Here is a 21,866-nt window from a genome sequence, read left to right as displayed (position 1 = left end):
GCCTAGGAACAAAACCCGGGACACTTCACTGCACAGGGATTACAACTACGGACTACTACAATCCCAGATCACGCAACCACTCTACGCAGAATGCTCTGATGGACGGGTCGTGCCTGCACTCCTGGGTGATGCAATGAGAGTTGCTGACCATGATTGGGCTTTTAAAGCCGGCCCTAAATTGCCCGGTGAAAGTCGTTATGAGTTAGGCGAGATAGCTGAGGGTATCGTTCATTCGATTAGCACTACCCCCGCAAGTGCATGGCTAGGACGCCTAATTAAACGTGTAACAGTGAGTAGAGATCGTTTGCAGATGCACACAAGGTTCCCCATCGCAGAACTTCCGTCTGTGCTCACTGCACAATGTCTCGCGTTTAGTCTTGTCGGCGGGCGTCACGTTGGGGACTTTAAATTAGCCAACGGATACGAAAACAAATTCGCTACGCTTCTGAGTGTCCCCGACGGGCGCTTTGGAGTGGAACTAGTCGATTTTGGCTCTCGAAATGAAGGCCGAAAGAAGTTCTTCTCCGGAGACATCAACATAGGCTGGGGAGTTGGTCTACCTAGGGATTACTATGAATCAGACCCCGGACCATTCAATGAGCCGATAAATTTTAACATTAGTTATGTCCTCACCGCGGGTAGCAGAGTCCCTGCACAGCTTTGGAACTCTATCGAACGATACTTGAAAAGGGAACCAATTATAGCTCCCTACCTTTCGACCACTGTTTCGCGCTTATTTCCTGTGCCTAAAGACCGCTCCCAACGGAACTTACCTGTAGAAAAAGGCGAACGCATGAGTAGCTACGGTTCCGCCATGGCCAGGAGCTCTGTACCTCTATATTTTTCGGGCTATCACCCAAACGGCGATATGGCTCAAGAAATAGCAAAACAGACCGAAGGACTGTTATATCCAGTCCAAGTTCCATACGAAGACATTGTAATGAATCGTGTCAACCCAGCTGGAATAATTTTGTCCTTAAGGGTGCCGCTAAATTCTTCACCTTTGGGGGCAATACCTGAAACACTGGGTTATTTGAGACAGAAGGGCCACACTACTGCTGCATCTGCCGAACTGTCGGTGATGATCAAAGAAACACTCGCAATGCCAGCGCCGAGCCTTGAACACTTGCGATGTCTAGAGCAGGCTGTGAATAAGGTAATTCGGCAGATTACCATCGGTCGTCTTCGTGTGTTATTCAGAAGCCCGATCAGTTTTGAGACAAATTCTATGGGTATGTTCAGCTTCCATGATCTAAAGGGTGCCATAAATGCTTGATAAAACTTCAAAAGCACTTCTAGAAGAAGGTCTCCAACGACTGAAAGCCGGCGAGACTGCTCACCTCAGTCAAGTTGAGTCGATAATTCACTTCGATTTCAGCGACTTAGGAAGATTGCTAAGGAATCCATTAACCCGAACACCTCAGGTGCGCGTAGCTCTTCGTGGCCGAAAAGTTCAAGAATCTAGATATACGCGCACCACAGTCGTAGGCCGTCAAGAAGTTAACGATTCCATTTGCCCTGAACGTATCGCCAAGCTGATTTCGCAAGGGGCCACGGTTACGCTCGATAGCTTGGAATTGTCAGTACCAGAGGTAGCTGAGGTGTGTCAGCTTTTTGAAGATCAGCTCCAACGCCCTTGTCTTGCTACGGCATACATCACCCCTGCCAACGTAGAAGGCTTGGCGCCTCACATAGATGAAGAAGACGTAATGATGGTCCAGACGGCTGGCTCCAAACATTGGAGATATGGGCAGCCAGAGCCAGGCGTCGGGACAATGTCTCGAATTTTAGAAGGAGATTATTCCAATTTGACCCAGTCCGGGCTCCTGCAAACTGGCGGCCTCATAACCCTACCTTCCGGCACACCTCACTCAGGTACGTCATCATCTAAGGGGTCAATTCATATCACCTTTTCTGTAGAACGACCCCGATATGGAAAACTTTTCAGCCAGCTTTTGAGCAAAACTGTCGAAAGTTCAGCCTTCCCATCAAAGCTTCATGAACAATTGCCGTTCGACAACTATCAACCCCCGTTAAACGAGTACATCGAACCCATTATTAGTGCTCTCGAACATCAATTGCAGGAATCTTCAAAAGAAACTTGTGAAACCTCAGCGCAATGGAATGAGCGGATAGAAGATATCTATGCGAGTTGGGACGCGGTGACTTTTGGGGCAGTTACAGTAAAGCTGAAGGAATCGTTCACGCTTAACTCTGTCGATGAAAACACAACACGAATCCGGACTATGACCAGCGGCCTGCAAGCAACGGTTAGCAGAGAGCTTGAAACAACCCTCCGGACACTGTTGGACCGTAAAAGACTTGACCATGTTGACGTGGATAAGTTTCCGATCTTATCCACCCTGGCCGGATATGGTGTAGTCTCCGCCAATCCAACATCTGAAAAACACATTCCATGAACCACCAAAAATCAATTTTATTCCGTCTATATGCTTCAGAAGCTGGTTCAACATTTACTTCCCAGTACGTGTTGTTTGCGATTCCTGTGGTAGCGGTGACAGTTCTTAACGCTAGAGATTCTGAGGTAGCACTACTCAATGCTGCTAGCGGTTTGGGAATTTTAATTTTCCTATTGCTCCTGGGGCCTCTTGCAGATGTGCGACGTAAAGACCTTTTACTAGGATTCCTGTCGATCGCACGTGGCGTGGCCGCCGCTTTACTGACCTATGCGTTTATGCAGGATGCGGTTTCTATCACCGTCTTGATCGTAGGCGTTTTCTTCATCGGGGGAATGACGGCATTATATGAGAGCAGCGTATCAGCCTACATTCCTGCGTTAGTCAGACCTTCAAAACTGCCTACTGCCAACAGCTGGATAGCTGGTTTACGATCCGCCGCCGACATAGGGGCAGGTGCCGCAGCAGGTTGGGTGCTTCAATACCTAGGACCTTCGTGGCTCATGGCCGTTGTTGCAGCGTTGTACATAGTCGTGTCTGTCGGGCCATTCTCTATGCGACCTGTATTCAAACCTGGCGGAGGTAGCATTCAACGTGCAGATAAGGCCGATTCCGAAACGGGAAAAAGTTTTATCCAAGAGGCGGTGGCTGGTTTCAATATTTTATTTAGAGACCGGGCACAATTTCGGATGAATCTTGGAATCTTCCAATTCAATCTATTCACCTCCGCAGTCCAGGCGATCTTTGCCGTTTATGCAATCAGGTATGCAGATCTAACCGCAATCACCTTTGGGCTAGCAGGAACGATTGGTGGACTCATTGGGCTACTTGGTGTCTGGATTTCTGTAAAAGCCATCCGAAAGTTTCGACCCCACCGACTCATGGCCGCAACTCTAATGATCCCAGGCATTATGGGTATCTTCATAGTTCTACTTCCTGTCTTTACCCCGACCAGTCAGATATTTGTACTGGGAGCCGCGCTTGGTATCTGGGCTGCTGCGACTCTTACGAATATCGCCTTATTTGAGACCATCAAACAAGTGCTAGTACCGTCACAGTACCTTGGACGCTACTCCGCGGCGAGTCGATTATTTACCTGGGGGATTGAGCCTGTAGGCGCTCTATTAGCAGCCTTAGCTGTCACGTATGCCCCTATCAGTGTTGTCCTCACGATTGCCTTTGGAGGCATATTCGCTTCTGGATTTTGGGTAATTCGAGAGAAGTCGCTTATTGCAATCACTAACCGGCAGCTCTACGAATACATGTCTGAGGCTGCAAAGTAGTAACGGTTACTGATATTTTTTGGGGCTCCCTTGCCGTTGGGTAGATTCCTGATGCTCATCGTTTTCGTGCCCTGTTGTGCCTAATCTGTGCCTAGAAAACGGCTGTTATGCCTAAATTATGCCTAGTTTAATGCTAACATCTGAGTACAACTGCAAGACTGATAGCACTAAAAAACATGGCAAAACCGCGTGATTACAAGGAAAACCCCGGAATCTCTACGATCCCGGGGTTAGGCCAGCGGAGGGTAAGGGATTCGAACCCTTGGTACGGGGTTACCGCACAATGGTTTTCAAGACCATCTCCTTCGGCCACTCGGACAACCCTCCAACAACGCTTGAGTTTATCGCATGCTTCCGTCAACTCTGTATTCGTGTCACTCTGGGGAGTATGTGTGCTGATCGTGAAGTGAAAATGCCCGGCCAGCCGAGGCCGGTGGTTCCGTCAGATGTGAAGACATCCGCAGCGATGACTGCGGTCGCGTTTGATGGGGCGGGCGGCCCTGAGGTGATTCGGGTGGGGGAGGCCTCCGTTCCGGAGCCTGGCTCTGGAGAGGTGTTGATCCGGGTGCATGCGTGCGGTGTTAACCCGGCTGATGTTTCGCAACGTGAAGGGAACTATCGTCCCCCCGAAGGTGCCTCGAATATTCCGGGGCTTGAGGTCTCTGGCGAGGTTGTGGGCTACGGCCGCGGCGTGAGCGAAGAGGTATGGCCGTTGGGTGAACGCGTGGTCGCGTTGATTGATACGGGTGGTTACGCGGAGTATGCGGTGGCCCCGGTCGCGCAGGTTTTGCGGGTTCCACGCGGTATCAGCATGGTGGGGGCGGCTGCGTTGATCGAGGTTGCCGCCACGGTGTATTCGAATCTTGCGATGACAGCGCGCCTGCAAGCGGGGGAGACCGTTCTGGTGCATGGCGCATCGGGCGGTATCGGGACGTTCGCGCTGCAGTGGCTTTCGGCCTGCGGGCACACGGTGTACGCGAGCGCATCGACCCCGGAGAAGTGCCGGTGGGCGCGTGAACGCGGCGCAACTGAGGCGATCAACTACAGGGATGAGGATTTCGTTGAGCGCATCAAGCAACTCACCGACGGCCGGGGCGTGGATGTTGTGATCGATGTAGTGGGCGGGGCATACCTGGACCGTAACCTGAGATGCTTGGCTACTGATGGCCGGATGGTCACGATCGGTTTGGTGGGTGGCCGGAAGGCTGAGCTGGATATGGGCCGGTTGATGATCAAACGGCTTTCGGTGCACGGCACTACGTTGCGGGCACGGCCCGCGGACCAGAAGGCGGCGATCGTTGCGGCTGTGGGTCAGCATGTGTGGCCTTTGATCGCCGATGGCCGGGTCACGGTGCCCGTGGATGCGCAGTTCCCGCTGGAGCAAGCGAGGGCCGCGCATGAGTATCTGGCGCGCGGCGAGCATTTCGGCAAGATCGTGTTAACGACGCATCCCGACAACCGGGAGTAGTGTGTCTTGTACAAGTCATCGCAAGTACCTATTTGAGTGAGGTTTCTTATGTCTACAACCTCAGACGAGGTTCAGCGGCCACCGGCGTACGTTGAACCTGACGTCCTGGAAGCAGAGGAACGTAAATGGACTCCGACCCGCATTATCGTGTGGGTCGGAGTCGCCCTGTTGGGCGCGGTTGGTTGGGGTGCGATCGCGCTGGGCCGCGGCGAGCCGATCAACGCGGTGTGGCTGGTTTTCGCGGCGGTCGGTACATACTTGATCGCGTACCGGTTCTACGCGAAGTACATTGAGCGTAAAGTTGCGAAGCCTGATGACCGCAGGGCAACACCTGCGGAGGTGAAGAATAACGGCCAGGACTTCATGCCGACAGACCGTCGCGTGCTGTATGGCCACCACTTCGCTGCGATTGCGGGCGCTGGCCCGCTGGTTGGACCGATTTTGGCGGCCCAGATGGGTTACCTTCCCGGTACTATCTGGATCATTGTTGGTGTGATCCTCGCAGGTGCCGTCCAGGACTACTTGGTTCTGTTCTTCTCGATGCGTTCTGGCGCTGTCTCGTTGGGGCAGATGGCTCGCCAGCAGCTAGGCCGTTTTGCAGGTACCGCGGCGATCATTGCGACCGTGTTCATTATGACGATCATCGTCGCGATCCTCGCGCTCGTGGTCGTGAACGCTTTGGGTGAGTCTGCTTGGGGTCTTTACTCGGTTGGCCTGACCATCCCGATCGCGCTGTTCATGGGCGTCTACCTGCGCTTTTTGCGCCCGGGCAAGGTTATGGAAGTTTCCATCATCGGTTTCGTACTGTTGATGTTCGCCATCATCTCTGGCCGTTGGGTCGCTGAATCCGAGTGGGGCGCTTCGTTCTTCCACCTGGATAAGACCACGATCGCGTGGATGATCATCATCTACGGTTTCGTCGCCGCTGTCCTGCCGGTGTGGCTGTTGCTCGCGCCGCGCGACTACTTGTCCACGTTCATGAAGATCGGTGTGATCGCGCTGTTGGCTGTCGCGATCGTTGTGGTGCGCCCGATGCTGGACGCGCCAGCCGTCTCGATGTTCGCTTCGGTCGAGAACGGCCCGGTGGTCTCGGGTAAGTTGTTCCCGTTCCTGTTTGTGACTATCGCGTGTGGTGCGCTTTCTGGCTTCCACGCTCTCATCTCCTCGGGCACCACCCCGAAGCTCGTTGAGAAGGAACGCCAGACCCGTTTCTTGGGTTACGGCGGCATGCTCATGGAGTCTTTCATTGCGATCATGGCGCTCATCTGTGCTCTCGTGATTGACCGCGGCGTCTATTTCGCTATGAACTCGGGTGCTGGTCTCACCGGTGGGACCGTGGAAGGCGCGGTCCAGTTCGTGAACTCGCTCGGCCTAGTCGGTGCGACCGAGCTGACACCGAACATGCTCACTGAGCTTGCCAATAACGTCGGTGAAGAGTCTGTCGTATCCCGTACGGGTGGCGCTCCGACGCTCGCGGTCGGCTTGGCCTCCATCATGCAGCAGTGGTTCGGCGGCGTCTCGATGATGGGCTTCTGGTACCACTTTGCGATCATGTTCGAGGCCCTGTTCATCCTCACTGCTGTGGACGCCGGTACTCGTACCGCCCGCTTCATGTTGCAGGACGCGTTCGGTAACTACATCCCTAAGTTCAAGGACATGTCGTGGAAACCGGGCGTCTGGATAACCACCGCGATCATGGTTGGCCTATGGGGCTACATCTTGATTCTGGGTGTGACTGACCCGCTGGGCGGTATTAATACGTTCTTCCCGCTGTTCGGTATTTCTAACCAGCTACTGGCTGCGATCGCGTTGGCGATCGTCATGGCCATCGTGGCGAAGAAGCAACGCTTCAAGCACATCTGGGTCGTTGTCTTGCCGCTGGCTTTCGCCACCGTCATTACGATGTACGCTTCGCTTTTGAAGATCTTCTCGCCTAACCCTTCGGTGGGCTACTGGGCTAATCACTTCAAGTTCAAGGAAGCGCTCGCCGCTGGCGAGACGAGCCTTGGCACGGCAGGCAATGTTGAAGCGATGAACGCGGTGGTCCGTAACACGTTTGTTCAGGGTTCGCTTTCGATCTTGTTCATGGTTTTGGCGATCATCGTGATCGCGGCGTCAACCGTCGTCACGTTCAAGGCCTACCGCCACGGCAAGGTTGTGGATCCGTTCGAGACCGAGGAAGTGGAGTCTAAGATCTACGCGCCTAGCGGTTTGATTGCTTCGAAGCCGGAGCGTGAGCTTGAGCAGCGCTGGAAGGAATATGACCAGAAGGTCGTTACCGGGAATGCTCCACGGAAGGAGTGACCCATTCTCATGGGACAGGTCATGGCAACGGTCGTGGATTTTCTGCGCAAGTCCGGCCGCTTCTTCAGCGGTGTCGTAGGCGCGGATAAATACCACCGCTATGTTGAGCATTTTCAACGGGTGCACCCCGGTGAAGAGCCGCTCAGCGAGAAAGAGTGGTGGCGCCAATACCACGATTTCCAGGACAAGAACCCTGGGGCTCGCTGCTGTTGAGCCGCCGCCGCTGTTGAGGCTTAGCCCGCTCAAACCAGCTATCTTGGGTGCATGCGTGAGTTTTTCAAAACCATGTTCGGTAACCCGGACCGCAAGGACACCAAGGATCTAGGCGAGGGCGTGTGGCGCTCAGACTATTGGCGGTTCCGGCGCGCGGTGGACCGTATGCACCAGGTCCTGGAGCAGGCGCAAGCTGATGATGCGTATCACGTGATCCTCACGTACGCGGACGAGGTGGGTGACCACCTTGAACGCGTACGTGAGGTCTCACGCCGAGCGCAAGCGGCGTTCCCGTCTTCAGGAGACCATGTCCCGGCCGCCGCTCTGGACGTGCACCACGCGTTGACGAAAGCAGCCACGCACGCTGCGACCCTCGCTCAATCCGCAGCGATGCTCGGGTGGGCTACCGCCGAGGACGCCTCAGAAGCTGGCCAGGGTGGCGCGCCGCAAGAGGCCAAAGCGGCGAAAGACAACAAAGCGGCGAAAGACAACTTGGACCGCAAGAGCGGGGCAGTGGACTCATACGTTGAAAAGGCGGAAGCTGCCCTGCAGCGGGCACTGCATCGCTAAACACTGTTGGCCGGCGCACCGCAGAGTAGGGTACGCGCACCGCAGAGCTAAACACCGCCCAGTCCATAAGCGCTGAAAACGTTAAAGGTTCGTGGCCGTACCAGTCTTGGTACGGCCACGAACCTTTTGTGCGAGCCCCCTGCCGGAATCGAACCGGCGACCTTTTCATTACGAGTGAAACGCTCTACCGACTGAGCTAAGGAGGCCTGGCGGTGAACCGCCGGCATACACGCAAGGTGCATGCCACGAGTCGAAACTCTATCGGTTCAACGCGCCAGGGTCAAAACGCGGGTGAAACTGCGTTGAAACCGCGCTGAAACGGGAGCCTACGCGCGGCCACAACAACGCCGTAAACAGCGCGAGGCGATCCGTTAGCAGTTAGACTTCTTCGGCATCTTGCCCTTGAGTAGGAAGTCTTCGACCCCGGTGGTGACGCACTCGTTGGAACGCCCGTAAGCGGTGTGGCCCCACCCGTCAAAGGTCAGCAGGGTAGAACCTGGAAGCTGCTTCTGCAGGCTCACGGACCACTGGTACGGGGTTGCTGGGTCGTGCTTAGTGCCGACCACCAAAACAGGCGGGATGTCCTTAGACACTTTGAAGTCATCTTGCGCGGCGCCACCGGCGTTAGGCCAGCCAGCGCAACCATCGTGCTCGCTGAGGGCCTCGCCGTAGAACGGCGCTTCCTTCTTGAACTTTTCGCGCGTCTTCTTGCGGGATTCCTCCGTCAGTGCAGACGCGCCGTAATCCATGCAGTTGTATGCGTAGAACGCCTGGCTGGTGTTGTTGCGGTACTTGCCGTCCTCTCCACGCTCAGTAGACAAGTCCCACAGCATCGCGATCCCCTCTGGGTCATTGTCTTCGATCGCCTGGCTCAACGCGTCAGTGAGCATGTCATGGGCTGCTGGCTCATACATCGGCAAGAGGGCTGCCTCGAAAACGGCGGCGCCACTGAACTTGCGGCCGTCCTCGGTGGTCATCGGTTTGGCATCCCACTTGTCGATCGCTTCGGTGAGCTTCTTACGGCCAGCCGCAACGTCGCCTTTGAACCAGCAAGTATTCGGCTGCTCGGTGCAGGACTCAAGGTAGTAATCCAGGCTTTCCTCGAAGGACTTCGCTTGCCCAAGCCCGACCTCTTCCATCTCGAGACTTGGGTCCAGCGCCCCATCCAGCACCATGCGTCCAGCGTTTTCTGGGAACAACGAGAGGTACTGGGCGCCGAGCTCGGTGCCGTATGAGTAGCCGAGGTAGTCGAGCTTCTTATGGCCGAGGGCCGCGCGCAGAATATCCATGTCTCGTGCGGAGTTCGGTGTGGTGATTTGGCTCAGCAGCCCTTCCGGCTTGGTGTTCTGCTTGCACTTGAGCACATCGGCTTCTGCGTCCTTCTTGATCTCCTTGATGCTCTGCTCGTTGTTGCGCGGCATACGAGATTCCTCCATGCGCGCATCGAGCTCCTTGTCCGTGAAACACTTCACGGCCGTCGAGCTACCCACCCCGCGAGGATCAAAACCGACGATGTCGTAGCTCTTACGTAGCTCATCGGAGAACAGCATCGAGGCGGCGTCCTTGACCATGTTGACACCTGAGGCGCCCGGCCCGCCCGGGTTCACAACCAAGCTGCCTTCAGACTTATCGGTGGCTTTCGCACGAATAACTGAGATCGTGATCGCGCCCTCGTCAAGCTTCTCGTAGTTCAGTGGAACTGCGATCTCGCCGCACTCAAAGTTGCCGCATTCCTGCCAGTCGATTTTCTGGTCATAGAAAGACTTCAGGTCTTTGCCGCTGACGGCTTCCGTGGCAGGCGCTTTCGACGACTCGGCCGGGCTCGCCTCGGGCCCGCCGTTGCTACCGCCACCGCCGCAAGCGGTGAGCGCTAACGCAACAGCGGCGGCTGCTGCACTGAACATCATGCCCCGGCGGGGCATAGCACCCGGAAGGAGCCGGGTTTGGTGTGGGGAAGTCACATTATCCTCGCTGATGTCGATCTGATGGAGCTAGTAGGCCAGGGTCTGCTGGTGGCTCGGGAGGTTCATCGAGCCGCAGACGGTCTGGGCGCAGTCAGTCTAGGTGAAGCAGAACTTCGCGGAGTAGTACTACGGGGTGAGACGATGATCGCGGCCATGAGCGCTTCGATCGCTACTTGTGGGCTCACATTTCCGGCGATCCTCTCGCGTGCGGTCCCGATGTGGTCGATCGCGGCAACAGAGTGCCCCGGATTCGTCGCGTTCGCGTACTGGGTCAGCTGCGGCGCTAGGTGAGCGTTGACGAGCTCTTGACCTGTGCCGAGCTGGATTGTGAGAACGTCGCGGAAGAACGTCGTCAGGTCGATCAATGCGCGGTCTATCGAGTCTGTGGTTCCGCGCCGTCCGCGGCGCTTAGCGGCATCGGCGAGGCGCTTGAATTCTGTGCGTAACTGCCGCGGGATCGATTCTTCCGGGGACAAGCCGAAGGTTTCCCTCAACGCAGCCTCATCGGCTTGGGAACGCTCTTCAACGGATGCGGTCGCCTCCGCGGTCGCTATCTCAACGAAATGGGCGGCTGCCGCCATAGCGTTAGCGATGTTCGTGGCTCTGAACGGCGTGTTCACGATGTCTTCACGCCGCTGCCGCGCCCCCTCGTCGCGGGCGAGCCTGCGGGCAACACCGATGTGGCCTTGGGAAACGCGGGCCGCGAACTCAGCTTGCGCCGGGGTTAGCCCGTCCCTGCGAACCAAAAGCTCCGCGACATCGGCGTTATCCGGGATCCGGAGTGTGATGTTGCGGCAACGGGAACGGATCGTGACCAGGACATCGGCGGGCGAAGGCGCACATAGGATCCACACGGTGTGCGGGGGTGGCTCTTCGATGGCTTTCAGCAACACGTTGGTGGTGCGTTCGGTCATGCGGTCGGCGTCTTCAACGATGATGATCCGCCAGCGTCCCGTGGCTGGCCTGTCGTGGGCTGTGCTGATGAGGTGGCGGACGTCTTCAATCGAGTAGGTAACGTTCTCGGTTGTCACCATGCTGACATCGGGGTGTGTTCCAGCGAGCACGGTGCGGCACGCCGGACATTCACCGCAGCCCTTTGCTTCCGGCGCGGCCTGTTCGCATTCAAGGGCGGCAGCGAACGCGCGGGCCGCGTTGGTGCGTCCTGAGCCCGGAGGGCCGGTCATGAGCCACGCGTGGGTCATCGCACTACCGCTCACCGCGCGCTTGAGTTGCTCAACCACCCGCTCCTGTCCAGGGAGGTCCCGCCACACGCTCATGCGCTACCTCCGGCATCTGTCACGGCATCAGGTGCAGGATTGGACGCTGAGCCCGCCGCAGGCCGCGCCGCCGGGGCCTGCTCGGCCTGTTCGGTCCGCGCTGTTAGGGGAACACGCTTTATGAGGGGAGCCACGGCCGCGTTGATCTGTTGCGCGATGTCTTCGATGCTTGCCCGCGCATCGATCACAAGATAACGCTGCGGATCCAGTGCCGCGATCCGCTCGAACTCTTCCATGAGTGTTCCGTGAAACTCATCGGGCTCGGCTTCGATGCGGTCGCTGGTTCCGCGTTGGCCTTGGCGTGCACGCGAGTCCGCTACCGGCATCGTGAGCACGATGGTGAGGTCGGGTTCATGCCCCCGCACGGCCGGGGCATTGATGGAGGCAACTGTTTCCAGGCCGAGCCCGCGGCCTGCACCTTGATACGCGAGCGAGGAATCAAGGAAGCGATCAGAGATCACAACCGCGCCAGCTTCCAGCCACGGGATGATCCGGTCGTTGACGTGAGCCGAACGCGCCGCAGCATAGATCAAAGCTTCGGTGACAGGGTCCATCGGAGCGAACGCCGGGTCAAGCACGATGCCGCGCAGTGCCTCGGAAACAGCCGTTCCGCCTGGTTCGCGGGTGGTTTCAACGCGGTAACCGGCCGAACGCAGGTGCTCGGCGAGCAAGCGAGACTGGGTTGATTTACCTGTCCCGTCGCCTCCTTCAAACACGATGAACACACCGGCGGTATTACGGTGTTGCTGTGTGGCATCTACCTGCATGTACTTAACTCTACCGGTGGTTAGGTCCAAAACATGAGGGTGAACACATAGAATGGGACGCATGACTTGGGCTCTCATGATCGAATTCGTGATCTCCGTGTTAATCGACGGAGCCATTTTCGCTCTCGCGTTATTCGCGTTGCTGGACTGCCTCGGGCAGCCCGCGGACCGTTTCCGCGTCTTCAGCAGGATGTCGAAGGGCGCGTGGACAGGAGCCCTCGCAGCGGCAGCGCTCGTGTCAGGTCTTTCATGTGTCAGCGGTGTGACCGCTTTGATAGGTCGGCCTTTCGGCGCCGGCATTCTAAGCGGTGGCAGCTTCGGCATGATCCTGATTTTGGCTGCGGCGATCTTCACAGGCGTGTATTTGGCGGGGGTCCGTCCTAACGTGTCCGGTAAGAACGGGTACGGCTCGTATTAAGCCGCGGCACCCATCGTCATTGAGAGACCCTGCTTGCGCGGGAATGAAAGGCGGATCATGACTTATAAGCTGATTTTGCTTCGGCACGGTCAGAGCGAGTGGAACGAGAAGAACTTGTTCACTGGCTGGTATGACGTGACGTTGACTGAGAAGGGGCGTGCGGAAGCCAAGCGTGGCGGTGAGCTGCTCAAGGAGACCGGCAACCTGCCTGATGTGCTTCACACCTCGCTGTTGACTCGCGCCATCGTGACGGCCAACATCGCTTTGGAGGCCGCGGATCATGTGTGGATCCCGGTCAAGCGTTCGTGGCGGCTCAACGAACGCCACTATGGTGCGTTGCAGGGCAAGAACAAGGCCGAGGTTTTGGAGAAGTTCGGTGAGGAACAGTTCATGACCTGGCGCCGTTCTTATGACACTCCGCCGCCGGAGCTGGAGGATGATTCGCCGTTCTCGCAGGCGAATGACCCTCGCTACGCGGACCTTGTTTCGATGCCGCGCACCGAGTGCCTTGAGCAGGTTCTTGAGCGTCTGTTGCCTTACTGGACTGAGCAGATCGTGCCGGATCTGAAGGCCGAGAAGACTGTTTTGGTGACCGCGCACGGTAACTCGTTGCGGGCGCTCGTGAAGCACCTGGATGGTATTTCGGATGAGGATATCGCCCAGTTGAACATCCCGACCGGTATCCCGCTGGTGTATGAGCTGGATGAGAGCCTGAAGCCTGTCACCCCGGGCGGCACCTATCTTGATCCGGATGCTGCCGCGGCTGAGATCGCTAACGTCGCCAACCAGGGTAAGAAGTAACGCCTAGGTAATGCATAGAGCTGGGGCCAGCACCTGCCACAGGTGCTGGCCCCAGCTCTATGCTCTCTCAGCCGCGAACGGTTAGTGAGGCGTATCGGTTACTTGAATGGGAGGTCTACGGACTCTGGTTCCCATTCGCCGGTCACGAGGTAGGTGACCTTGCGAGTCACGGAGACGCCGTGGTCGCCGAAGCGCTCGAGGTAGCGGGAGGTCAGGGTCACGTCTGCTGTGGTTTCGGATGGTGCGTCCCATTCTGGGGCGGCTACGGCACGGAACACAGAGGAGTGCAGTTCGTCGATCTGGCGGTTCTTTTCAATGATCTGGCGCGCCAGGCTCAGGTCGCGGGTGTCGAGCAGGTCGCCGAGCATGTGTGCCAGTTCGATGTCCAGCTTCGCCATGTCAGCGAAGGTTGGGATGATGCTTTCTGGTGCTACCGGGTTAGGGAAGCGCAGGCGAGCCAGCTGGGCGATGTGGCGGGCGAGATCGCCCATGCGCTCGAGGGATGCAGACATGCGCAGCGAACCGACGATCATGCGGAGGTCGGAGGCGACTGGGCCTTGGAGGGCGAGGACGTCGATGGCGCGCTCGTCCAGTTCGTTCTGCATGAAGTCGATGCGAGCGTCGCTTGCGATGACTTCCTGCGCTAGTTCGGTGTCTTGGGTGGTGAACGCCTCCCATGCCTGTTCCATTGCGGTTGCAACACGGTGGGACATGGTGATGAGGCCTTCGCCGATGGAGGTCAGCTCTGCTTGGAAGACTTTGCGCACGGTTGCGTGTGTTCCTCTCGATTGTCAGACATGTGCGGCGGCGGTGAGTTTTGCTGTGTGCGGCTCACGCCGTGTGTCTCTCACTGGGCACATGTGGGGGACTATGAATTATCTTTGCTCCGCTAAGTATCGCGGCGGTAGGCGTTACATGAACATCAGGTGAACAGGTCGTAGGGGAGTGCATTCTCCGGTTGTTGTCTAGTTTTCCAGGGTTAGGCTCTTAGTGTGGACCATACGCAACTCATTGCCGTGATTTCAGGCCTGGTGGGCCTGCTCATAGGTGTGGGCGGAGTCCTTGCTTATAACGCATCGCAGCGTGGCAGGGTTCTCCAGCTCGCTGATGACACCCCTGATTTGCCGGAAGGAGCGGCAGACGTGTTGGGGGTTATTGGTCGTGCCTATGTTCTGGTCGATGAGGTCGATGGCGTGGTGCGGGCGAATCCGTCTGCGTACGCGTATGGGTTGGTGCGGGGCCATACGTTGGTGCATAGCGACATTGTGGAGATGATCGCTGATGTTCGCCGCGATGGTGTGGTTCGTGAAGGCGAGTTTGAGCTTCCGCGCGGCCCTGTGGGGCAGGGTTTCATTGTGGTGCATGTGCGTATGGCGCCGCTGGGTGGGGAGCATATTTTGATCCTTGCAGATGACCGCACTGAGATCACTCGTACAGCTACCATGCGCCGCGACTTCGTTGCGAACGTTTCACACGAGTTGAAGACCCCGGTCGGTGCTGTGGGTTTGTTGGCTGAAGCTATTGAGAGCGCGGCTGATGACGAGGTCGCGGTGCGGCGGTTCACCAAGCGTTTGGCTAAGGAATCGCAGCGGTTGGCGGCTTTGGTCCAAGACATTATTGAGCTGTCACGCCTGCAGTCTGCTGATGTTGTGCAGGCGGGTGAGGAAGTCGATATGTCCAAGCTTGTGAATGAGGCTGTGGATCGTACGGCGCTCATCGCGGGTGAGCAGGACATTGAGATCAAGGTTGGCGGCGTCAAGAACGCGACCGTTTATGGCGAATCTGATCTGTTGATGACTGCGGTGCGGAACCTGATTGATAACGCGATCAGGTATTCCCCTGAAGGCACCACGGTTGGTGTGGGGATCAGTGACCGGAATGGTTTGGTTTCGGTCACGGTGACTGACCAGGGTCCGGGTATTCCGGCTGATGAACAGGAACGCGTGTTTGAGCGTTTCTACAGGCTTGATTCGGCTCGTGCCCGCTCGACTGGTGGTAGCGGGTTGGGTTTGAGTATCGTGCGGCACGTGATGGAGAGCCACGGTGGTGAGGTGACCTTGTGGTCGCAGCCGGGGCAGGGTTCTACGTTCACGTTGCGTTTGCCGCGTCTCGAAAGTGAGGAAGAGCAGAGCGCTTCCTCGGCAAGTTCTAGCCTCGAGGAAGCCTCGAGCGTTGAGGGAAAGTGAGTACAGCACGGTGACACGCATTCTGATTGTGGAGGATGAGGAGTCGCTCTCCGATCCGCTCCACTTCCTTTTGGAACGCGAGGGGTTCGATGCCGCAGTCGCTGCTGACGGGGAAACCGCGGTTCAGGAGTTTGACCTGCATGGCGCGGACCTCGTTTTATTGGATTTGATGCTTCCGGGACTTCCGGGAACTGAGGTGTGCCGGCAGTTGCGGCAACGTTCTAACGTGCCGATCATCATGTTGACGGCTAAGGATTCTGAGATCGATAAGGTCGTGGGTCTTGAGCTGGGCGCGGATGACTATGTGACGAAGCCGTATTCTTCGCGTGAACTGCTGGCCCGGATTAGGGCCGTTTTGCGTCGCCAGGGGGAAGCGGAAGAGCTGATTTCCACAACCGTGCAGGCTGGCCCTGTCCGGATGGATGTCGAACGGCATGTGGTCACGGTGCGTGGTGAGCGTGTGCAGATGCCGCTCAAGGAGTTTGAGCTTCTTGAAATGTTGCTCCGTAACGCGGGCCGTGTGATGACGCGCGGGCAGCTGATCGATCGAGTGTGGGGATCGGATTATGTTGGCGATACCAAGACTCTTGATGTTCATGTGAAGCGTCTGCGCGCCAAGATTGAGGAGGAGCCCGGCTCGCCTGTTCACTTGGTGACGGTGCGCGGCCTGGGATACAAGTTCGAAGGCTAGTCTTCCTAGCGTAGGTACCGTTTCCCGCGCAGTTACCGTATAAAACGCTGTGGGCCGGACACTCGAGCGAGTGTCCGGCCCACAGCGTTTTATTGTGCCATGCCCGGCGGTTAGCGCGGGTCAGGCTGTGTTCTTAGTGGCCGTGGTCGGCCTTTTCGGAGGGCTTGAGGTGGTCGCTACGTGACTTGTCGTGGCCACCTGGGACGTAGTTGGCGTACTCAGGGAGGGTTCCGTCGACTACTGGGACCTTCGCGGTGGTGCTGTTGCCGCCGCTCTTGATGGTCACGAGGACCTGCTGGCCAGGGTAGGTGCCCTTGTTGGTTTCCTTGCTGGTGTCGCCTGGAACCGTGAAAGTTTCGGCGTTCTTATCGTCTTCGAGGCGCAGCGGTTTGTCTGCGGTGACGTTGGTGTCTACGGAGTTGCCGCTGAACTCGAGGCTGAGGTCTGCAGAGTCCTTGCCCTTGTTCACGATGGTGCCGAGGTAACGGGCTTCTTGGTCGGCGCCGTTGGTGACGAGCATCAGGTTCTGGATGGTGACGTCGCCGACGTGCGCGGAGACACCGTCTGATGGGTCGTACTGGGCAGTGGTTGCCTGGTCGTTGATCGCACCGCAGCCGGTAGCGGTGAGCGCAAGCGCAGCAAGGGCGGCGCCCGAGGCGGCGCGGCGGATGCGGGCCTTCACGGGAAGTTTCACGAAATTAGCTCCTCATCAATGAGTCATCTGCGCGGTTGTTTGCTCATTTAAGGGTGCAAGCAGACCACCGCCTCCTGCGATTCTATCGTGTTTGTGTGTTTCTCGCGGCCTCGGCTGTGTGTTGGTGACAAACCGTTCGGGCTTGTGCGGTGATTCGATCGTTTATTTGGGGTGCGTGGGCCGCTGTTGTGGTGACTGTGTTGCCAGTCGGCGTATAGATAACTGCGCGTTGAAGGTACTGAGCCGTTAAGTGCCGTTTCCCCTATGTTTACGGGGTTCTGTGGAAAGGTGCGGAGTTAGTCGTGATATTCTAGTTATCTAGAAAGGGGTTTATCCGCATGATTTTTGACGTCGGAGAGACGGTCGTTTACCCACATCACGGTGCTGCCACGATCGAAGAGATTAAGATGCGCACCATCCGGGGCGAAGAGAAAATGTACCTTAAGCTTCGGGTTGCCCAGGGTGACTTGGTGATTGAGGTCCCTGCTGAGAATGTGGATCTTGTTGGCGTCCGCGACGTTGTGGACCGGGATGAGCTTGAGCACGTTTTCGAGGTGTTGCAGGCTCAGGATGTGGAGGAACCTGCTAACTGGTCTCGTCGTTATAAGGCGAACTTGGAGAAGCTGGCTTCTGGTGATGTGAATAAGGTCGCTGAGGTTGTGCGTGACTTGTGGCGCCGCGAGAATGATCGTGGTCTGTCTGCTGGTGAGAAGCGCATGCTGGCTAAGGCGCGCACTATCCTGACCTCGGAGTTGGCTCTTGCTAAGAAGCTGACGGAAGATGAGGCTGAGGTTGTCCTGGATGATGTTTTGTCTGGGAAGCGTAAGGCTAAGGTCTAAGTTTTCGTATCGGGGGTTGAATGTCACCTCATGTGACTCTTCTTCCGGCCGAGTGTTCACCGGAGTCTGTGGCCATCGTTGTGGTGGCGGCGGGCTCCGGTACGCGTTTAAAGGCCGGTATGCCTAAGGCTTTGGCGGCTGTTGCTGGCCGGAGTTTGGTTGAGCATTGTCTCGATGTTGTGGTTGATCCGGGCCTGGCCGGGCAGGTTGTTGTTGTGACGCCGCCTTCTGATGGGCGTGTAGCGCAACTCGTCGCACAGCGTCCTGAGGTTGCCGGTGTTGCGGTTTCGTGTGTTCCTGGCGGGGCGACGCGTCAGGAATCGGTGGCGGCCGGTCTTGCAGCTGTGGGGGATGCGCGTTTCGTGTTGGTTCACGATGTCGCTCGCGCCTTTGCGCCTGCCTCCTTGTTTGGGCGGGTTGTTGAGCAGTTGCGTTCCCGTGATGATGTGGACGGCGTTGTTCCGGGATTACCTGCGGTGGATACGTACAAGATCGTTGATGCTGATGGCGTGGTGGTGGATACGCCGGAGCGTTCGTCGCTGCGTGCTGTGCAGACGCCGCAAGGTTTTGTCGCGGATACGTTGCGGCGTGTGCACCGCGAGTCGGTTGGCCGGGATGCCAGTGACGATGCGGGCTTGCTTGAACAGACTGGATACCGGGTTGTGGTGGTTGCCGGGGATGAGCGGGCGTTGAAGGTCACGCATCCGCAGGATGTTGCTATCGCTGAGGGCATTCTCGCGGCCGGTGCCGCTGAAGAGAAGGGAGTTGGAACCATGAGTGAGGTGCACGAGTTGGGTGAGGGAATCCCTGCAGGCAGCCTGCCGATGGTTGGCTTGGGTTTTGATGTTCACGCGTTTTCGGATGAGGACCCGTCAGCGCCTGGGGCTTTGCCGTTGATGTTGGCTGGGCTTGAGTGGCCGGGGGAGCGCCGTTTGAGTGGGCATTCTGATGGTGATGCGGTGGCTCACGCTGTGTGTGATGCGGTGTTCGCGGCGTCCGGTTTGGGGGATGTGGGCACCCAGTTTGGTACTGACCGCCCTGAGTTCGCTGGCGCGTCTGGCGTGACGCTGGTTCGTGAGGCCGGGCGTTTGGTGGGAGAAGCGGGCTTCACGGTGGGGAACGTGTCGGTTCAGTTTGTGGGGAACCGTCCACGCTTTGCTAAGCGGCGTGAGGAAGCGAACCGTGTGTTGTCGCATGCCTTGGGCGCTCCGGTTGTGGTCGCTGCCACGACGTCGGATGGCTTGGGTTTCGAGGGTGCGGGCGAGGGTATTTCGGCCCGCGCGGTCGCGTGGGTGTATCCGACGCCGAAGCGATAGGGTTGGGTCTGTGAGCTTGCGTTTCTATGACACTCGTACCCGTGCCGTCCACGATTTTGTCCCTGTCAAGGAGGGGCATGTGGGGCTGTATTACTGTGGCGCGACGGTTCAGGGGATGCCGCATGTGGGGCACGTGCGTTCGGCCATCGCGTTCGATATTTTGCGGCGCTGGCTGATGTATCGCGGTTTCACGGTCACGATGGTCCGTAACGTCACGGATATTGATGACAAGATTTTGGAGAAGTCGGCGCTGTCTTTCTCTGATCCTGCTCAGCTCGGCCCGGATTATGTGGCTAATGAGTTGTGGTTCGCGTTGGCGTACCGTTTTGAGGCGGCGTTCCGTGAGGCGTATGCGACATTGGGTGTTTTGCCTCCGACGTATGAGCCGCGCGCTACGGGGCACATGACGGAGATGTTCGCGTTGATTCAGCGTCTGATCGATGCGGGCCATGCGTACCCGGCTGAGGATGGCTCGGGTGACGTCTATTTCGATGTCCGTTCCTATCCTTCCTACGGTGCGCTGACGCATCAGTCGGTGGATGACATGCAGGATGCTGGCGACGCTGATCCGCGCGGTAAGCGTGATCCGCGTGATTTCGCGGTCTGGAAGGGCCATAAGGATGGCGACCCGTTGACGGCGTCGTGGGTTTCGCCGTGGGGGCGTGGCCGGCCAGGCTGGCACATCGAGTGCTCGGCGATGGCGGGTAAGTACCTTGGCGAGACGTTCGATATCCACGGTGGTGGCTTGGATTTGCGTTTCCCGCATCACGAGAATGAGATGGCTCAGTCGCAGGCTGCTGGCGATGGTTTCGCGCGTTTCTGGATGCATAACGGCATGGTGACGTTTGAGGGCCAGAAGATGTCGAAGTCCGTGGGGAACACGGTGTCTCCGCGTGAGATGTTGGCACAGGCTCCGGCGGATGTTGTCCGGTATTTCTTAGGCCAGGCTCATTATCGTTCGCAGTTGGATTATTCGCCGTCGTCTCTGGCGGAGGCCGGTGCCGCTCTGGAGCGTGTGAAGGGTTTTGTTGCGAGGGCTGCCGAGAAGTTTGGCGCCGATGCTGTGGCTGGTGGCGAGGTTGCGCCGGCTTTCGCTCAAGCCATGGACGATGATCTGAATGTTCCGCAGGCGCTTGCGGCGTTGCATGAGACGGTGCGTCGCGGCAACGCAGCTTTAGGGTCAGGCGACGGCGCGGAGGCCGGTGCCGCGTTGGACGCGGCTCGCCAGGTTGCGGCGATGACCGCGGTGTTAGGCCTTGATGACGCGGCGTCCACTGTTGAGTCTAGTCAGGGCGCCGAATCGGACGCGTTGGCGCAACTGGTGGAGGCGCGTCTGGCTGAGCGCGCGGCCGCGCGTGCGGCGAAGGACTTTGAGACTTCTGACCGTATCCGTGATGAGCTCGCTGCGGCGGGCATCACGGTCAAGGATGGCGCTGATGGCGCATCGTGGGTTTTGACTGGATTGTAGAGCTTGGAAGCTCGTAGGGGTTTCAGAGCCTAGACTTGACGTTAGTCCGGGTTCCGGGCGTTGTAGTTGATCGTTGTGTCCGTTGAGGAGGGCATATGTCGGCGCCACGTAAGGCACCACGTAACCGTAAGGGGCCCTCTAAGGGCAGCGGCGGTAAGAATAAGCGCGCGCTTGAGGGCCGCGGTCCCACTCCTAAGGCGGAGGACCGGGTCTATCACAAGGCGCATCGTGCCAAGGTTTTGCGGGAGCGTTCGCAGAACAAGCAAGGCAACCGTCGCCAACCGACTGGTGGTCGTCGTTTCTCTGAGGAGCACGTGAACGGGCGTAACGCTGTGCTGGAGGCATTGCAGGCCTCCATCCCGGCGAAGGCTTTGTATGTTGCGGCTCAGATTGATGTGGATGACCGCATCCGTGAAGCGTTGAAGATCGCGGCTCAGCGACGCATTCCGATTCTTGAGGCGACTAAGCCTGAGCTGGATCGTTTGACAGACGGCTCTGTGCATCAGGGTATTGCGATGCAGATCCCGCCGTATGACTATCCGGATGCTGCCGCGAGCCTTGCCGATGCGATGGAGAACTACCGCAACGGAACAGCGGGGGCCCCGTTGGTTGTGGCGTTGGACGGTATCACTGATCCGCGTAACTTGGGTGCGATCATCCGTTCCGCATCGGCCTTTGGTGCTGGGACGATCGTGATTCCGGAGCGCCGAACGGTTGGTGTCACTGCTACAGCGTGGAAGACCTCTGCTGGTGCTGCTGCACGTGTGCCGGTTGCGCGGGCCACGAACCTCACGCAGGTTCTGCGGCAGGCCAAGCAGAATGGCTTCTATGTTCTGGGTCTGGATGGCGGGGGTGATGTATCCCTGCCTGAACTTGAACTTGCTGATGAGCCGCTGATTGTTGTGGTGGGCAACGAGGGCAAGGGATTGTCGCGTTTGGTTTCGGAGACGTGTGATCAGATCGTCTCGATCCCGATTAACGCTGCGATGGAGTCTCTCAATGCATCGATGGCTGCGGGCATCACGCTGTACGAGATCGCGAATAAGCGACGAGCATCACAGAACTGAATCTTCTTCGCTAACTCCCCTGAACTGCGTCCTGGAACGTGGTACAGGGGAGTTTTGCCTTGTATTTACGGGGTTCATGGCTGGAACGCTGGCCGGTGTGTGGGTGGTTTTGCGTTTTGGTGT

20 protein-coding genes and 2 tRNA genes are annotated in these 21,866 nt (G+C 57.7%); 15 read left to right on the top strand and 7 right to left on the bottom strand.

The features are described 5' to 3' along the window. The 3 genes from HMPREF3175_RS10080 to HMPREF3175_RS00780 all read left to right on the top strand — a co-directional run. On the top strand, window positions 1–1,276 hold a 1,276-nt coding region (locus HMPREF3175_RS10080), incomplete at its 5' end, for a hypothetical protein (RefSeq protein WP_218078862.1). Next, window positions 1,269–2,420, top strand: coding sequence for a JmjC domain-containing protein (locus HMPREF3175_RS09790; RefSeq protein ID WP_083289326.1), 1,152 nt, complete (start codon window positions 1,269–1,271; stop codon window positions 2,418–2,420). The genes HMPREF3175_RS10080 and HMPREF3175_RS09790, both read left to right, overlap by 8 nt. Next, a complete protein-coding gene (locus HMPREF3175_RS00780) occupies window positions 2,417–3,700 on the top strand; it encodes an MFS transporter (protein WP_035757398.1) in 1,284 nt (427 codons plus the stop codon). The genes HMPREF3175_RS09790 and HMPREF3175_RS00780 overlap by 4 nt, the downstream gene beginning before the upstream one ends. A 239-nt stretch (window positions 3,701–3,939) precedes the next feature. Here HMPREF3175_RS00780 and HMPREF3175_RS00775 read toward each other — a convergent pair. Beyond that, window positions 3,940–4,027 (bottom strand) — tRNA-Ser (locus HMPREF3175_RS00775). Window positions 4,028–4,166: 139 nt separating this feature from the next. Here HMPREF3175_RS00775 and HMPREF3175_RS00770 point away from each other — a divergent pair. The 4 genes from HMPREF3175_RS00770 to HMPREF3175_RS00755 are packed head-to-tail and all read left to right on the top strand — an operon-like array spanning window position 4,167 to window position 8,255. Beyond that, window positions 4,167–5,168, top strand: a complete 1,002-nt coding sequence (locus HMPREF3175_RS00770; protein WP_070490177.1) for an NAD(P)H-quinone oxidoreductase — start codon at window positions 4,167–4,169, stop codon at window positions 5,166–5,168. A 48-nt stretch (window positions 5,169–5,216) separates the two neighbouring features. After that, window positions 5,217–7,472 carry a carbon starvation CstA family protein gene (locus tag HMPREF3175_RS00765; RefSeq protein WP_070490169.1) on the top strand — a complete coding sequence of 752 codons (2,256 nt, stop codon included), beginning with the start codon at window positions 5,217–5,219 and terminating at the stop codon, window positions 7,470–7,472. Window positions 7,473–7,481: 9 nt separating this feature from the next. Next, complete coding sequence (locus HMPREF3175_RS00760) at window positions 7,482–7,685, top strand: YbdD/YjiX family protein (protein ID WP_256173766.1); 204 nt, start codon at window positions 7,482–7,484, stop codon at window positions 7,683–7,685. A 51-nt stretch (window positions 7,686–7,736) separates the two neighbouring features. Beyond that, window positions 7,737–8,255 carry a hypothetical protein gene (locus tag HMPREF3175_RS00755; protein ID WP_070490167.1) on the top strand — a complete coding sequence of 173 codons (519 nt, stop codon included), beginning with the start codon at window positions 7,737–7,739 and terminating at the stop codon, window positions 8,253–8,255. A 133-nt stretch (window positions 8,256–8,388) separates the two neighbouring features. Here the strand turns inward: HMPREF3175_RS00755 and HMPREF3175_RS00750 are convergent. From HMPREF3175_RS00750 to tmk, 4 genes are all read right to left on the bottom strand, one after another. After that, window positions 8,389–8,461: transfer RNA gene (locus HMPREF3175_RS00750), tRNA-Thr, on the bottom strand. A 165-nt stretch (window positions 8,462–8,626) separates the two neighbouring features. Then, window positions 8,627–10,162 (bottom strand): alpha/beta hydrolase, encoded by a 1,536-nt coding sequence (locus HMPREF3175_RS00745; protein WP_176745100.1) that lies wholly within the window; start codon window positions 10,160–10,162, stop codon window positions 8,627–8,629. Window positions 10,163–10,281: 119 nt separating this feature from the next. Further along, window positions 10,282–11,496 (bottom strand): DNA polymerase III subunit delta', encoded by a 1,215-nt coding sequence (locus HMPREF3175_RS00740; RefSeq protein WP_070490163.1) that lies wholly within the window; start codon window positions 11,494–11,496, stop codon window positions 10,282–10,284. Beyond that, complete coding sequence (gene tmk / locus HMPREF3175_RS00735) at window positions 11,493–12,263, bottom strand: dTMP kinase (protein ID WP_070490162.1); 771 nt, start codon at window positions 12,261–12,263, stop codon at window positions 11,493–11,495. Before tmk ends, HMPREF3175_RS00740 begins: the two co-directional genes overlap by 4 nt. 61 nt (window positions 12,264–12,324) lie before the next feature. On the opposite strand from tmk, the gene HMPREF3175_RS00730 reads away from it, so the two are divergent. Further along, window positions 12,325–12,681 (top strand): DUF2516 family protein, encoded by a 357-nt coding sequence (locus tag HMPREF3175_RS00730; RefSeq protein WP_052048632.1) that lies wholly within the window; start codon window positions 12,325–12,327, stop codon window positions 12,679–12,681. Between the two features lie 57 nt (window positions 12,682–12,738). Continuing rightward, the gene (locus tag HMPREF3175_RS00725) at window positions 12,739–13,482 is read left to right on the top strand and encodes a phosphoglyceromutase (protein WP_070490161.1); all 744 of its coding nucleotides are present in this window, start codon (window positions 12,739–12,741) and stop codon (window positions 13,480–13,482) included. A 98-nt stretch (window positions 13,483–13,580) separates the two neighbouring features. Here HMPREF3175_RS00725 and phoU read toward each other — a convergent pair whose 3' ends face one another. Continuing rightward, window positions 13,581–14,249: a phosphate signaling complex protein PhoU gene (gene phoU, locus HMPREF3175_RS00720; protein WP_035757391.1), complete on the bottom strand. Its 669-nt coding sequence runs from the start codon at window positions 14,247–14,249 to the stop codon at window positions 13,581–13,583. A gap of 225 nt (window positions 14,250–14,474) precedes the next feature. On the opposite strand from phoU, the gene HMPREF3175_RS00715 reads away from it, so the two are divergent. Together HMPREF3175_RS00715 and HMPREF3175_RS00710 are read left to right on the top strand one after the other, a co-directional pair. Further along, entirely contained in the window at window positions 14,475–15,668 is a 1,194-nt protein-coding gene (locus tag HMPREF3175_RS00715) for a sensor histidine kinase (RefSeq protein ID WP_035757389.1), read from the top strand. A 10-nt stretch (window positions 15,669–15,678) separates the two neighbouring features. Beyond that, the gene (locus HMPREF3175_RS00710; protein ID WP_035757387.1) at window positions 15,679–16,359 is read left to right on the top strand and encodes a response regulator transcription factor; all 681 of its coding nucleotides are present in this window, start codon (window positions 15,679–15,681) and stop codon (window positions 16,357–16,359) included. Window positions 16,360–16,492: 133 nt separating this feature from the next. On the opposite strand, the gene HMPREF3175_RS00705 is transcribed toward HMPREF3175_RS00710, so the two are convergent. Beyond that, window positions 16,493–17,053: a hypothetical protein gene (locus HMPREF3175_RS00705; protein ID WP_035757385.1), complete on the bottom strand. Its 561-nt coding sequence runs from the start codon at window positions 17,051–17,053 to the stop codon at window positions 16,493–16,495. 338 nt (window positions 17,054–17,391) lie between these two features. Here HMPREF3175_RS00705 and HMPREF3175_RS00700 point away from each other — a divergent pair, with 338 nt between their 5' ends. From HMPREF3175_RS00700 to rlmB, 4 genes are all read left to right on the top strand, one after another. Next, entirely contained in the window at window positions 17,392–17,892 is a 501-nt protein-coding gene (locus HMPREF3175_RS00700; protein ID WP_035757383.1) for a CarD family transcriptional regulator, read from the top strand. 32 nt (window positions 17,893–17,924) lie between these two features. After that, window positions 17,925–19,208 carry a 2-C-methyl-D-erythritol 4-phosphate cytidylyltransferase gene (gene ispD / locus HMPREF3175_RS00695; RefSeq protein WP_256173769.1) on the top strand — a complete coding sequence of 428 codons (1,284 nt, stop codon included), beginning with the start codon at window positions 17,925–17,927 and terminating at the stop codon, window positions 19,206–19,208. Window positions 19,209–19,218: 10 nt separating this feature from the next. Further along, the gene (gene cysS / locus HMPREF3175_RS00690) at window positions 19,219–20,676 is read left to right on the top strand and encodes a cysteine--tRNA ligase (protein WP_070490157.1); all 1,458 of its coding nucleotides are present in this window, start codon (window positions 19,219–19,221) and stop codon (window positions 20,674–20,676) included. Window positions 20,677–20,771: 95 nt separating this feature from the next. Beyond that, on the top strand, window positions 20,772–21,743 hold the full coding sequence (gene rlmB, locus HMPREF3175_RS00685) for a 23S rRNA (guanosine(2251)-2'-O)-methyltransferase RlmB (protein WP_070490155.1): 972 nt from the start codon (window positions 20,772–20,774) through the stop codon (window positions 21,741–21,743). The last annotated feature ends 123 nt before the right edge of the window (window positions 21,744–21,866 follow it).

The sequence above is a fragment of the Arthrobacter sp. HMSC08H08 genome, assembly GCF_001807575.1.
GTDB classification, from domain to species: Bacteria; Actinomycetota; Actinomycetes; order Actinomycetales; family Micrococcaceae; genus Pseudoglutamicibacter; species Pseudoglutamicibacter albus.
The sequence above is the reverse complement of the archived record's forward strand: the minus strand, read 5'-3'. Positions and strand labels throughout refer to the sequence as shown.